The sequence below is a fragment of the Herbaspirillum seropedicae genome, assembly GCF_001040945.1.
GTDB classification, from domain to species: Bacteria; Pseudomonadota; Gammaproteobacteria; order Burkholderiales; family Burkholderiaceae_D; genus Herbaspirillum; species Herbaspirillum seropedicae.
This window is the reverse complement of record NZ_CP011930.1, coordinates 5,093,000-5,105,965: the sequence shown is the minus strand read 5'-3', so window position 1 is coordinate 5,105,965 and position 12,966 is coordinate 5,093,000. Positions and strand designations below refer to the sequence as shown.

At 64.4% G+C, this 12,966-nt stretch carries 10 protein-coding genes; 3 read left to right on the top strand and 7 right to left on the bottom strand.

The window, feature by feature from the left end:
• Positions 1-8: 8 nt before the first annotated feature.
• Both ACP92_RS22285 and ACP92_RS22280 read right to left on the bottom strand, forming a co-directional pair.
• Entirely contained in the window at positions 9-1,253 is a 1,245-nt protein-coding gene (locus ACP92_RS22285; RefSeq protein WP_013236388.1) for a nitrate regulatory protein, read from the bottom strand.
• 128 nt (positions 1,254-1,381) lie between these two features.
• Positions 1,382-2,068, bottom strand: coding sequence for a YitT family protein (locus ACP92_RS22280; protein WP_232284881.1), 687 nt, complete (start codon positions 2,066-2,068; stop codon positions 1,382-1,384).
• Between the two features lie 484 nt (positions 2,069-2,552).
• Here ACP92_RS22280 and ACP92_RS22275 point away from each other — a divergent pair, with 484 nt between their 5' ends.
• Together ACP92_RS22275 and ACP92_RS22270 are read left to right on the top strand one after the other, a co-directional pair.
• Positions 2,553-2,789: a hypothetical protein gene (locus ACP92_RS22275; RefSeq protein ID WP_041311333.1), complete on the top strand. Its 237-nt coding sequence runs from the start codon at positions 2,553-2,555 to the stop codon at positions 2,787-2,789.
• 676 nt (positions 2,790-3,465) lie between these two features.
• Complete coding sequence (locus ACP92_RS22270) at positions 3,466-6,807, top strand: Ig-like domain repeat protein (RefSeq protein WP_013236385.1); 3,342 nt, start codon at positions 3,466-3,468, stop codon at positions 6,805-6,807.
• Between the two features lie 28 nt (positions 6,808-6,835).
• Here the strand turns inward: ACP92_RS22270 and ACP92_RS22265 are convergent, their stop codons facing one another.
• A complete protein-coding gene (locus tag ACP92_RS22265; protein ID WP_081441930.1) occupies positions 6,836-7,969 on the bottom strand; it encodes a TraB/GumN family protein in 1,134 nt (377 codons plus the stop codon).
• 4 nt (positions 7,970-7,973) lie between these two features.
• Positions 7,974-8,873, bottom strand: coding sequence for a LysR family transcriptional regulator (locus tag ACP92_RS22260; RefSeq protein WP_013236383.1), 900 nt, complete (start codon positions 8,871-8,873; stop codon positions 7,974-7,976).
• A gap of 191 nt (positions 8,874-9,064) precedes the next feature.
• On the opposite strand from ACP92_RS22260, the gene ACP92_RS22255 reads away from it, so the two are divergent.
• Positions 9,065-9,814 (top strand): glucose 1-dehydrogenase, encoded by a 750-nt coding sequence (locus ACP92_RS22255; RefSeq protein WP_013236382.1) that lies wholly within the window; start codon positions 9,065-9,067, stop codon positions 9,812-9,814.
• A 150-nt stretch (positions 9,815-9,964) separates the two neighbouring features.
• Here the strand turns inward: ACP92_RS22255 and ACP92_RS22250 are convergent, their stop codons facing one another.
• The 3 genes from ACP92_RS22250 to ACP92_RS22240 form a co-directional block, all read right to left on the bottom strand.
• Positions 9,965-11,290, bottom strand: a complete 1,326-nt coding sequence (locus ACP92_RS22250) for an MFS transporter (protein WP_013236381.1) — start codon at positions 11,288-11,290, stop codon at positions 9,965-9,967.
• Between the two features lie 113 nt (positions 11,291-11,403).
• Complete coding sequence (locus ACP92_RS22245; protein ID WP_013236380.1) at positions 11,404-12,042, bottom strand: 4-carboxy-4-hydroxy-2-oxoadipate aldolase/oxaloacetate decarboxylase; 639 nt, start codon at positions 12,040-12,042, stop codon at positions 11,404-11,406.
• A gap of 30 nt (positions 12,043-12,072) precedes the next feature.
• Positions 12,073-12,939: an NAD(P)-dependent oxidoreductase gene (locus ACP92_RS22240; RefSeq protein ID WP_013236379.1), complete on the bottom strand. Its 867-nt coding sequence runs from the start codon at positions 12,937-12,939 to the stop codon at positions 12,073-12,075.
• Between the last annotated feature and the right edge of the window lie 27 nt (positions 12,940-12,966).

Sequence of the window (12,966 nt, the reverse complement as noted above, 5' to 3'; positions counted from 1 at the left end):
GGGGGCGTTCAGGCTTCCGGCAGGATCTCGGTCAGCGACAGGATGGCCTGCGCCACCTCGGCAATACGCCGGTTCTGGTTCATCGCATGCTTGCGCAGCAGGCGATAGGCGGCTTCTTCGTTCAAGCCCTGCTTCATCATCAGCACGCCCTTGGCGCGCTCGATGAGCTTGCGCTCTTCGAGGCTGTCGCGCACGGTGGCCAGTTCGGCGGTCAGGTTCTGCAAGCGCTCGGACTGGCTGCGCAGCATGTCGACGATGCTGTGGGCCAGGTGCGAGCCGACGCCGTCGGCCAGGGCCTGTTCGTCCAGCGGCGCGGAAAAGCCCGCCAGCGGGGTGAGCGGGTCCAGCCGGTCCTGCTGGCTGAAGAGCTGGTCCTGGTCATCCAGTTCCTGTTGCAGTTCGGTGATCTTGGCCTGGCAGCGCGCCTGGACGAACTGCGCCAGGTGGATCTCGATCTGGTGCAGACCATCGATGCGCGCCGAACAGCATTGGTACCAGGCGTCGGCCATCTCGGCATCCAGACCACGCTCGTGGCTGGTGAGCAGCTTGCGGCGCAGGCGTTCCAGCTCGGCCAGCGGCAGGCCGGCCTGCAGCGCCTGCCAGGGGGCGCGCACGTCTTCGGCGAAGGACTCGAAGCGGCGCAGCGCCTGTTCCTGCATCTCGATCTGGTATTCGATGCTCTGTTCCTGCTCGCGGGTAATCTTGCCGGTGGCAAAGGCAGCGGCCCCGGCGGCGCGCTCGCGGCCGGCGAATTCCTTGCCCTGCATCAGATTGAACAGCGCCACCAGCAGGCGCGAGATCTGCGCATCCACCGCCACATCGGCGGCCTCGAAGACCAGCGCCAGCAGTGCCCCGACCACGGTCTTGAAGCGCTCATAGCTTTCCGTGGGCGAACAGCGCAGCGCCGAAATCTCTTCGCGCAGCCGGGGCAGGCCCTCCAGCGCATGCAGTGCAAAGGCGATGCGCGTGTAGAGGCGCGCGCCGTTGGAGAGGGCATTGTCCTGTTCGATGGAATGCAGCCAGTCCTGGAACTCGGCGGCTGCGGCCTGGCTGTTGGCCACCCGCGCCTGCCGGGCAGCGGCGTCGCGCTGGCCGCCCGAGCCGAGATAGAGGTTGGAGAGGCCGCGCTCCTGCTGCAGGCAGTGGATCAGTTGGCCTACGGTCAAGACCATCTGGCAGGTGCGGGACAGGCGTTGCAGCTCTTCCACTTCGCAGCGGCGGGCGGTGATCAGGTAGGTCAGGACATTGCTCATGGACGCGCAGGAAAAGAGGGGCAGGGCAGGCTGGGGGGCAAGCAAGATGCATGCAACGCCCCGGTGTTCCGGAATTGTAATGGAATCAACCCGCCGCGCGCGCTGGTACGGGGCAGCGCTGCACGTCTTTAGCGCGCGATGTACCACTCATAGCGGTGATTCCAGGCCACGAAGAGATTCATGGTGATTGCCCCCGCCAGCGAATACAGCACCCGTTCCATCGGCAGGAACCAGGCCGCCGTGGCGAACAGCGCCAGGTCGAAGCCCATCAGCAGCCAGCCGGCCTTGAAGCCGGTGCGCTCCTGCACGTAGGCCGCCAGGATGCTCATGCCGCCGCAACTGGCCTGGTGACGGAACAGGGCGATCAGGCCGATGCCCACGCACAGCCCCGCCAGCACCGCTCCCACGGCGGGATCAAGGTGGCGATAGCTGATGTAGTTGCCGGCGATATTGGTCAATAGCGACACCGCCGTCACCGCCGCCAGGGTGCGCCAGGTGAAGGCTGCGCCCATGCGCAGCGCCGCCAGCAGGTAGAAGGGCAGGTTGATGAGGGTGAAGGCCAGGCCGAAGCTGATGCCGCTGCCATAGCTGACCAGGAAGGCCACCCCGGCGATCTGGCCGATGATCAGCCCCAGGCTGTGCAGCATGGACATGCCAAAGGCCACCATGACCACGCCAAAGAACTGGCCTTGCAGGTTGTCGATCCAGCTGTGGCGCACCGGGCTGGCGGCAGGGCCGCGTACGGGCGCGGGGGCGACGGGGGCGATGGGGCGGGAGGCCGAAGAAGCGGCCGTGGAAGTGGTCGAAGTGCTCATGGCGATACCAATCATCTATCGTGGATAACGAACGCGTCAGGCAAGAGCGACCCCGGCGGGTAAGCCGGTATCGCCCTCGCATCGCAACTGCCTGCTGTCGCTGACAGTCGCCGCTGGGGCGCATGGTAAAGGATTTGTTGCAGTGCGGCGACGTCCGGATGGGGGGCGCGGCATCCCTGCAACACTTTCGCTCAAGCAGGAAACATGCCTGTGGGCAAGCCGGCGCAGCACATCGCTTGCTGGCGCATCCTGGCTTGGGTGGCCCTTGTATGGATCTTGTCTTCTGGACCCGCCCCGAGCGGACTGGGTACAATGCCCAGGCACGTGCAAGAAGTGCAAGTGTTACGGGGAGACAGTGACACGCCTTTGCCAGGTTCCGGCGCAACAAGGATCAGCGAAGGGCCAGGTGGTAGCCGATACGCATGCCCAGTTCCGGCGCGTCATCGGAGTTTCGTCTCTCCAGCAAACGGAAATCATCGACATCATGGATTGGGTCCCAATACTCTTCGTCACCTTCAAGGTGATCGTGCTGTGCACCGGCATGTTCTATGCCATCAAGTGGCATTACGACCAGGGCAAGAAGGGCAGGATCAATGAGCGCCGCGCCGTGCTGCGCGCCAGCGGGCAGGTGGTCTTGATCTTCGTGCTGTCGCTGTTGCTGCTGGGCGTCGCTACCTTCTTCGTCAGCGAAATGTTCGGCCTGGAACTGATCTTCCCCTGATCCTTCCCCCTGCGGGTTTCGCCGGTCCCGGCGATCCCTGCCGTCCCCTCCGACTGATTTTCCATCATCCGCATAGTCGCGCCGCGCTCGCAGCGCATCTGCCGCGGCTGCGCGCCTCCTGGCCGCGACTGCCCCTTTTCCTCGTTTTACATGCCATTACGCCGATAGTGCGTGGACCGCCTATCTCCCTGCGCGCATAACGTCAGACACTCACATCTTGATAAAGGCGCGGTAGTGGATTCACCACGGGGGGCAGGGGGAAATGCTTGGCGTGACGGCCGCTGGCCAGTCGTGTGCAGATGGATGGCCTTGGTCTTCCTGCTGCTCTGGAGCTGGCCGGCCGCGCGGGCGCAGACGCAGACGCAGACGGTAAACGCCTTGCCTGACGCCCTGGTGGGCGTTCCCTATAGCGCCAGCTTCACACCCAACTGCGGCGGCTGCTACCAGACCCTTTATTCCTACGACAATTGGGACAGCGGATTGTTGGTGGGCGTCGGTCCTGGCTTCTTCGATCTCGTCGTCTCAGGAACACCCACCGTGGCCGGCACATCGACGGTCACGCTGGACTATTACGATGCGCGACGTCAGCTGATCGGATCGAGCAAATGGACCGTGACGGCGGTCGCGCCCACGCCCACTTCCATCTCGCTGGGCAGCTCATCGACCAGCCCTGCCTATGGCGCAGCGCTCACGCTCACCGCCAACCTGGCAGGCACTTATTGCCGGCAGCGGCACGGTGAGCTTCATGGACGGCGCGGTCACGCTGGGGACCGTGGCGGTCTCTTCCTATGCCGCCAGCCTCAACATCAGCACGCTTGCGCCGGGCAGCCATGCACTGACGGCCATCTTCGATGGCGACGCCACGAGCTCTGCGCCGCTCACCGTCACCGTTGCGGCGGCCACGCCCACGCTCTCGCTGGGCAGCTCCGCGTCCGCCATCAGTTACGGTGGCCATCTCCTCTTCAACGCCGCACTCAGCAATGGCTACGCGCCCAGCGGCAGCATCGAGTTCCACGAGGGCGGCGCTGTCCTCGGCGCCGCCACGCTATCGGGCAACACCGCCACGCTCTCGCTGGGCAATCTGACGGCTGGCGCCCACCTCATCACCGCCAGCTACGCCGGTGACGGCAACAATGCGGCGGCCAGTTCAGCCGCCTTGACGGTGAGTGTTTCTCCGCTCAGTCCGACGCTTTCCGTGAGTACCTCGTCCAACGCCATCGTCTATGGCGCAACGCCCACGGTCACGGCCACGCTCAACGGTGGACTCTCTCCCGGCGGAACGATCCTCTTCAAGGACGGCAGCGCCACCATCGGCACGATTGCACTGTCCGGCAACAGCGCCAGCTTGCCTCTGCCGGGACTCTCGGTGGGCAGCCACGCCATCAGCGCCGTCTACTCCGGCGACAGCAACCACAACAGTGCGACTGCGTCGGCCACCACCCTGACCGTGGGGCAGGTCAGTTCGACGGTAGTGCTCAACGCCTCGACATCGAATACCGCCTTCGGCACTCCCGTCACGTTGACGGCCACGGTGGGCGGCAGCTTGCCCAGCGGCACAGTCAGCTTCACTGACGGCGGCGTCGTGTTGGGCAGCGCCATCGTCTCCGGCGGCGTCGCCGTCTTCTCGACCCGCACCCTGGTCATCGGCACGCACAGCCTGGAAGCCCAGTATGGCGGCGACAGCAATAACGCCGCTGCCAGTTCCGCCGTCGCCACGGTCACGGTGACCCCACGCACGCCCGCACTGACGCTGTCAGCCTCTTCCACCTCGGTGAGCTACGGCGCCACGCTGATCCTGAACGCCACCCTCACTGGCGGGGCCGCCGCCACCGGCCTGGTCCGTTTCACCGAGGGCGGCGTCACGCTGGGCGCGACCAGCCTGTTGGCTGGCGCGGCGTCGCTGTCGCTGGGCAGGCTTGCTCCCGGCGCGCACATCATCAGAGCCAGTTACGCTGGCGACAGCAACCATGCCGCCGCCACCAGCAGCGCCATCACCGTGACCATCAACAAGGTCGCGGCCACGGTGACCCTGAGCGCCACGCCGGCCAGCGCCAGCCTGGGCAGTAATGTGACGTTCAATGCCGTCATCAGTGGCAGCAGCGGCAGTCTTCCCGGCGGCAGTGTGGTCTTCAGGGAGGGCGGGACTACCCTGGCCACGGTCAACGTGGTTGCTGGTGCGGCCAGTTTCAGCATGTCCACCCTGGCCCTCGGCAGCCACACGATCACTGCCCACTACAGCGGTGACAGCAACAACGCCAGCGCCAACTCGTCCGGTGTGGTCGTGGGCATCGGCAGGTCCACGCCGACCCTGTCGCTGGCCAGTTCAGCGAGCGCCCTCAACGAACAGGCGCCCTTGACGCTGACCGCCACCGTGGCGGGCGGCATAGCGCCCACCGGCACGGTCAGCTTCATGGATGGCGCAGCCATACTGGGTACGGTCAGCCTCTCTGGCCAGCGCGCCAGCCTCACCCTCAATACGCTGACCTTGGGCAGTCATCACCTCTCAGCCGTCTATAACGGCGACAGCAACAACAACAGCACCCGTTCGACCAGCGTGAGCGTGGCGGTGCTCAGCATCCGTCCCGCAGTGACCGGCGTGACGCCCGCCAGCGGCAGCGCATTGGGCAACACCCGGGTGAGTATCAGCGGCCTGCGCCTGGCAGGTGCGAGCGCGGTGAGTTTCGGCGGCAGCGCCGCGCCCATCGTCTCCAGCAGCGAGACCGAACTGGTGGTGCTCACCAGCGCGCATACCGCCGGAACGGTCGATCTGGTGGTGACCGCCGCCAGCGGCACGGTGACCGTGGCCGGCGGCTTCAGCTATGCCACGCTGGCCGACCCGGCCAGCAGCACCGCCGTCAGCGCCATGGTGCGCGCGCAGACCCAGGCGGTGCAGCGCTTCGCCACGGCGCATCTGGCCAACTTCACGCAGCGCCTGGAAGCCTTGCATGGCGAGGGCGCCGCCCCGTCCTCCTTCGGCCTCAGCTTCGGCCAGACCAATGATCCACGCCGTGAACCCTCCACCTGGGCGCGCGGCGGCGACATCGTCAATTATCGGGACAGCGAGCTGGCCTACCTGCGCGCCGGCTTGCGCAACACGGCGCTGGCAGCGTCCAGCACGGCCAGCACCAGCGGCGCGGACGATCAGCTGCCCGAGCTGCCGCAAGTCAGCGAAGCTGTTTCCCGGGGCGATATCGCCTGGTGGATCAGCGGCGCACTCGACCTGGTCAACCAGAAAGACAGCGCCGGCCAGAGCAGCGCGCGCCTGGCCACCTCGGGCGTGAGTGTGGGCGGCGACTACCGGATCAGTCGCACCCTCACGCTGGGCATGGGCGCGGGCTACAGCCTCAGCACCTATCGCGCCGATGATGACAGCGCCAGCAGCCGTAGCCAGGGCGTCATGGGCGTGCTCTATGCCAGCACCCGTCCGGCCGATGATCTGTACGTGGACGTGCTGGCCGGCTATGGCGTGCTGCGCTTCGATCTGTCCCGCTACATCGCCGATACCGGCGTCCTTGCCGCCGGCTCGCGCACAGGCCGCCAGGTGTTTGCTTCGACTACCATGGGTTATGAGTGGCGCGGCCAGGACTGGCTGGTCTCTCCCTATGTGCGGCTGGACCTGGCCCGCGCCACCCTGGACCGCTATAGCGAAAGCGGCGGCGCGGGTGCACTGAGCTATTTCAGCCAGTCCCTGCGCAACGATGCGGCCTACCTCGGCATGCGCGCACAGTTCGATGTGACCCTGCCCGTGGGGCTATTGACGCCGCAGGCCAGGGTGGCCTACCAGCGCAGCCTGCAAGCGGCGGGAACGGCGACCATGCGCTATGCCGATCCCTCCCTGTCCAGCCCGCTCTATAGCTACAGCGACGGCGTCCAGGACAGCAGGCAATGGCTGCTCACGCTGGGTGGACGGCTGCTGCTCAAGAATGGCCTGGCCCTGATGCTGCTCTACGCGCACAACGCCGCCAACGCCATGACGACCTCGCAGTCCCTGAACTTCCAGGTGAGCGGGCGCTTCTAGCCAGGCCGGGGAGGGGGCTGTGCGGAAACTAACTTTTTCCAGACATGGCGACCTGGCGGACCTCGAATCCCATCGCCCTGAGCTGGTCGATCACGCTGTCCGGACCCAGCATGTGCAGGAAGCCCACGCCGATGAAGGCCGGACCTGGCCCCGCCATGGCCTTGGCGATGCCGGCCGCGAATACCTTGTTACGTTGCTCGTAGTACTGCTGCTCGCCCTGGCATTGCAGTTGCTTGCACAGTTCCGCAATGCCGCCCATATCACCGCGTTCCCATGCCAGCGCCAGCGCGCTCAGGTCATCTTCGGTCTTGCCGCTCTCCACGTCGTCAAGATTGCGCTCCAGCGAAGCCAGCTGGGTCTGGCTGATGACGCGCCGCTGGTCCGATGGCTGCTCCAGTTCGATGATGTCTTTCCTTGTATAACGGGCAAAGCCAATCAAGGCGGCATCGATGGCAAAGTCAGCATACAAGCCGCGACGCCGGGCCGACAGCAGCGTGAGCGACGCCATCTTCGAGGCCAGGCTGGCGCCCTTGAAATTCTCCGGATCGGCGCATGCCTTGCGCAATTGCTGGTCTGTTCTCGCCAGCAATGATTGGTACAGGGGCGAAGACACATCGGCAGCTTGCTGCGGCATGGGCGCGAGCATCGTCGCGGCCATGCCGGGACGCGTGATATCCATTTCCACGACCACCGTGCGGGCCGAACGCAAGGCCTTGAGGATGGTGGGGCCAGGAAAATCCCATTCCAGCCTTGCCAAGTGGATGGTGCCGTAGAGGTAGGAAAGATGCCCATCCTTGCTGATTTCCCACAACGGCCCGCGGTCCGGCTGCGCGCTATGGGCGAGCCGTTTCATTTCTTCAGGCGAGACCTTGACCTGCGGCGGGCAGTCCTGCGGCACCGCTTGCGCCATCGCGCCTTGGGCGGAAAAGAGCAGGGCGCTGAGCAGGATGGCGCGGGTCCGGATGAGGTTCATGGTCGGCAGGTCTTCGGCAGGAACGATGGCTTCATCATAGAGAGCCCAGTTTAAAAAGAGCTGACAAATCGCCGACGTTTCTGTGACAAGACTGGTTCGATGAACAAGGACGTTTTCATAAGAACAACAGCAGCCATCCGGCGGCTCCCCGATCTCTGCGCGTGCTGACAGCCGGCCAGCGCCGGCCATGCCCTCAGAATTTCGCTGGCAGGTAGGCCATCAGCCAGTCGATGAAGACCCGCAGGCGATGCGAGACATGCCGGTTGTTCGGATAGACCACATGGAAGGGGTAGGGCGCTGGCCGCCATTTCGTCAGGATCTCGACCAGTTCGCCCCGCGCCAGGGCGGGCCCGGCCGCATAGCGGAAGGTCTGCACAATGCCCAGGCCGGCCAGCGCCGCCGCCAGGTGGGCATTGCTCTCATTGACCCCGATGCGATGCTCGGTCTTGATCTCGATCTTTTCGCCCTTGCGCTCGAAGCGGAAGGGAAAGGCGCGCCCGCTCTGCGGCGACAGATAGCTGATGAGGCGGTGGCCATTCTTGAGTTCATCCGGATAGGCCGGCACCCCGAACTGCTTGAGATAAGCCGGCGTGGCGCAGGTGACCATGCGCGCCTGGCCGATCTGGCGCGCCACCAGGGAAGAATTGTCCAGTGGCCCGCCCCGGATGACGCAATCGACGCTGTCGCCGATCAGGTCCACCGGCCGGTCGGAGACGCCCAGGTCGATGCTGATGTCCGGATAGCGCGCCAGGAAATCCGGCAGCGCCGGAATCAGCACATCCCGCGCAGTGGAGCCGCCGACATCGATGCGCAGCTTGCCGCGCGGATTGCCGCGCGCGGCATTGAAGGAGGTATCGATGTCTTCCAGGTCGCGCACCAGGCGGCCGGTCTTTTCGTAGTAATCCAGTCCCTCCGGCGTGACGCTCACGCGCCGCGTGGTCCGCTGCAGCAAGCGCACGCCCAGGTGCGCCTCCAGTTCCCGCACCAGCTTGCTCAAGGTCGCATTGGGCATGTCCAGCGAATCCGCCGCGCGGGTGAAATTGCCCGCCTCCACGACCCGGGCAAAGGCCCGGATGGCCAACAGTTGATCCATGGTCGCTTCCTCGCCGCCTTTTCATTATCTATGGATGTGCATAGTCATTTTCATTTTACACACTTTATCCATAAACGCCGGGTCGATAAAGTGCAGCCATGCCTTGCAGCCCACGGCGCAGAACGCCAACGACAGCGGCATGGCAGACCGAACTGAATGACACCCTCAACCTGAATCGAAAAGGAAACATCATGAACAAGCAACTCAATGGCAAGATCGCACTGGTCACTGGCGGCACTTCCGGCATTGGCCTGGCCACCGCGCAGGAACTGGCAGCGCAGGGCGCGCAAGTGTTCATCACCGGCCGTCGCCAGGCCGAACTGGATGCGGCCGTGGCCAGCATCGGCGCTGCCGCCACCGGCATTCGCGCCGACGCCTCGGTGCTGTCGGAGCTCGACACCGTCTATGCACAGATTGCCAAGAGCGCCGGCCGGCTCGACATCCTCTTCGCCAACGCAGGCGGCGGCGACATGATGCCGCTGGGGGCGATCACCGAAGAGCACTTCGACCGCATCTTCGGCACCAATGTGCGCGGCGTGCTCTTCACCGTGCAGAAGGCCTTGCCCTTGCTGGTCGATGGCGCGTCGGTGATCCTCACCTCCTCGACCACCTCGGTCCTGGGCACGGCCAACTTCAGCGTCTACAGCGCCAGCAAGGCCGCCGTGCGCAACTTCGCCCGCTCCTGGGCGCTCGACCTGAAGGACCGCGCCATCCGCGTCAACGTGGTCAGCCCCGGCCCGATCCGTACCCCCGGCCTGGGTGAGCTGGTGCCCGACGATGCCCGCCAAGGCCTGTTCGACTACCTGGCCAGCCAGGTGCCGCTGGGCCGCCTGGGCGAACCTCAGGAAATCGGCAAGGCCGTCGCCTTCCTGGCCTCGGACGCCGCCAGCTTCGTCAATGGTATCGAGCTGTTCGTCGATGGCGGGATGGCGCAGGTGTGATGGTGCAGACAGGCGCGGCCTGCCTGCCGGGCGGGGACGAAGGCTGAGGCAAAGCCATTGCCCTGGGACGAAGGAATCCGTCCCAGGTCACGCTATCGCATTGCGGATAGAGGCAGGATATGCTTCGGCTTGCCGCCAGGTGGCGATGTATCAGCCCTGTACCGGTTCGCGAATGGTCAGTATGGTGATGAAGCAGAGGATGGAACACACGGCCATGAAGATCCAGACATGGTTCCAGCTGTAGCTGTCCAGCAGGAAGCCTGCCGCCAGCGGTGCACAGGCGCCACCCAATTGACCCAGCGTATTGACCATGGCGCAGGCCATGGGATACACCTTCTTCGAGGTCATCCCCATCGGATACACCATGTAGGTCGAATAGCCGATGTTGAGCAAGATCCCCGTCAGCAGCAGCAGCGCGCCATAGAGCAGCGGGTCGGCGGGGGAGTTGATCAGGATGACCATCATGATGGTGGTGAAGAAGGCTGACATCATCATCGCGGGCTTTCTGCGCTTCTCCAGCCAGCGGTCGGTCATCGCCCCGCCCAGCAGGTTGCCGATCACCGCGCCCACCCAGGGAGCTGCGGCCACCATCCCCATGTTGGCGATCGAATAGCCTTTCACGCTGATGAGGTAGGTCGGAATCCACGCCAGCAAGACGTTGACGATGGCGGTCATGAAGAAATAGCCCAGCGCCGCTCCCATGATGTTCCAGGAGCAGAAGACGCCCTTGGTTGTCTCGATGGTGGCGACCTTGCTCCTGCGGATGATGCGGTCGAGCAGGGCGAAGTCGCGCGTCACGGCAGGGTCAGCATCCTGGCCGGCGGCAGCGCCCTGGCTATCGTTGATGTGCTCCAGTTCTTCCGCCGAGACGTGCGGGCTTTCCGAGGGACGGTTCTTCACCACCATCAGCCACACGACCGAGAGGATGACGCCGGGAACCGCAAAGAAGTAGAAGATGTGGCGCCACCCCCAGTAGTACATGATCACCGCACAGACCGGAGGAACCAGCACCGGGCCAAACTTGGCGGCGGCCAGGAAGATGCCGGTCATCGTGCCTTTTTCGCGCGCCGGAAACCAGTTGTTGATGGTCGAGGTGATGCCGATGGGCAGCGGGCCTTCGGCCAGACCCAGGCCGAAGCGGAAGATCTTCAGCGCCAGCAGCGAGGAGGCGGTGCCGATCAGGCCCGTGAAGACCGAGGTTGCCAGCATGGCCAGCGAGAAGACGCGGGGGATGCCAAAGCGCGTATAGGCCAGTCCCGAGGGCAGTTGCGCCAGGCTGTAGGCGAACAGGAAGATACTGGCCAGTGCGCCCGCTTCGGTATTGGACATCACGAATTCCTTGCGCAGGAAAGGAAGTGCGACGCCAAGATTGGCGCGGTCAGCCGCCGCGACGGTGTAGACGATGAAGATGAGTGCGCCGACGACCCAGCGGAAATGGGTCTTCTTTTTCGTGTGTTGAATTGCTGCTGCTTCCATGAACGTCTCCTTCAGCAATCTGGATTTGCTGTTATCTGTATGGGTCGGCCTGACGGTATCTCCAGGCCGCAGTGTCTTTGCTGCCGGTCTGGCGCCGGCTTGCAGCAGGGGGCTCAGACCATGCCGTATTGCTTCAGGATCGTGTCCAGTTGCATCAGCTCGACGGTGGAGGCGCCGTTCTCGATGGCTTCACGCATCTTCTGTTCCTTCTCTTCGCGCACCATGCTGCTGGCGATCGTCATCTCGACTTCAGACTGGGCCACTACGGCAAGGCCGTCACGGTCGCCGACGATGATGTCGCCGGGATGGATGAGCACGTCGCCAATGACGATGGGAACGTTGACCTTGCCCGGCTGATGCTTGCCGGTGCCCTTGATCGACAGGCCACGGCAGAACACCGGGAAACCCAGGTCGATGATGGTATTGGCGTCCCGCACGCAGCCATTGACCACCAGGCCGGCGATGCCCTTCTTCATCGCCAGCACGGTGAGCACGTCGCCCCATGGACCGGCTTCCATGAACGCCTTGGCGTCGACGACCAGCACATCCCCGGGCTTTGCCTGCAGCACGGCATAGTGCAACACCAGGTTGTCGCCAGGGCGCGCATCCACTGTCAGTGCCGGACCGGCCAGGCGCGAGGCCGGGTCGATCGGCTTCATGCCGTGGTCCAGGGCGCCCTTGGCCCCCTGCGCCTCGTACACGGTAGCGGAGCCAAGCGCGCGCAATTGCTGGATTTGTTCTTTGGTGATCATGATGAGTCCTGTGTGTGGAGGAGATGCAGCTCAGGTCGCTGCCGAATTGCGGAGGAGCCAGGCAAGGGCCTGCTCGACATCGGGCTGATCCAGCCCCAGAGGGTGTTTTTCGAGCAGGGAAGCGGTGGCGTCGAAGCGCTCTTCGACACCAGGTAGCACCAGCGAGGGCAACTGCTGCTGGTCGAGCTCGTTCCTGGCGTCGCGCACTTCGTGGGCGCGACGCTTTGCATGCATCACATGGGTGCGTACCAGCATGTCGATGAAGTCGCGCAAGGGGGTCTCGTCGATGTCCTTGAGCTGGTGATACAGCTCTTCCCGTACGCCCTGCTTTTCGGCGCTCATCAACAGTTCGACAGCCAGCGCTTCCATGCCCTTGGTGAAGATGCTGCGCAGGATCTTCAGCGAGATCGCGTCCCCTGGGTTGCCATCGGTGATGACCTGCACCCGCGCGCCAGCCGTCTCCAGCATTTCCTTGAATGCGCTGGCGGCTTCACCCGCGGCCAGCAGAGGCGTCTTTTCCCACTTCAGGGAAATGGCTCCCATGATCGCCACATCGATGTAGCGCAAGCCCGACTGCGCCGCCGATGCAGAGGCTTCCCGCTTGGTTTGCGGGCTGGCCGTGGTCAGGTCGGCAAAGCCGACGCCACTCTTGAGGAAAGGGGTCACTTGTCCCACCACGGCCAAGGCCTGCGAGCCCGTCACGCAAGAAAGCACCCACTGTACATTTTCGAGCCAATTCCCCGTTTTTTGATGGAGCGGGATACCCCACTGCGCAGCCAGTCCGGTGGCGCTGGCAGAAGGGAATGCCTCGCATAGGCTGAGCTCGTAGCCAGCGTCATAGAGGGCTTTGGCATAGCAGCGACCTACTTCGCCCATGCCGATGATTGCAATATGCATTGCGGTCTCCTGGTTTTGATTGCTTTT